This window comes from Sinorhizobium sp. GQ132 (assembly GCF_059758575.1).
The window spans coordinates 1-292 of sequence record NZ_JCAXDX010000076.1 but is presented as its reverse complement, the minus strand read 5'-3'; the positions used below and the strand labels follow the sequence as shown (position 1 = coordinate 292).

The following is a 292-nucleotide window of genomic DNA, read 5'->3' as shown; positions in this document are numbered from 1 at the left end:
TCCAACCCACAGCTTCGGCACTCCAACGAAGCAAAGCTTCGCAAGGCCAAAGGCCGTCGCCGGTCGTCCGGCGCCCCAGTTCCAAAAATGGTGGAGCTGAGCGGGATCGAACCGCTGACCCCCTGCTTGCAAAGCAGGTGCTCTCCCAGCTGAGCTACAGCCCCATATTCGGGTGAACACGTCGTGCACCCGACGGCGCATAGCGCCGCAAGGGCAAAGCCCGTCGCCGATCGTTCGGCGGCCCGTCCGGAGCGAAGCGATCTTCAGATCGCGACAGCGTCAGGACACATTC

Annotated in this window: 1 tRNA gene; it reads right to left on the bottom strand. The window is 63.4% G+C overall.

Annotated elements, in window-relative coordinates:
* Positions 1-88: 88 nt before the first annotated feature.
* Positions 89-164, bottom strand: a tRNA-Ala gene (locus AC6CIG_RS29790).
* Positions 165-292 lie beyond the last annotated feature (128 nt).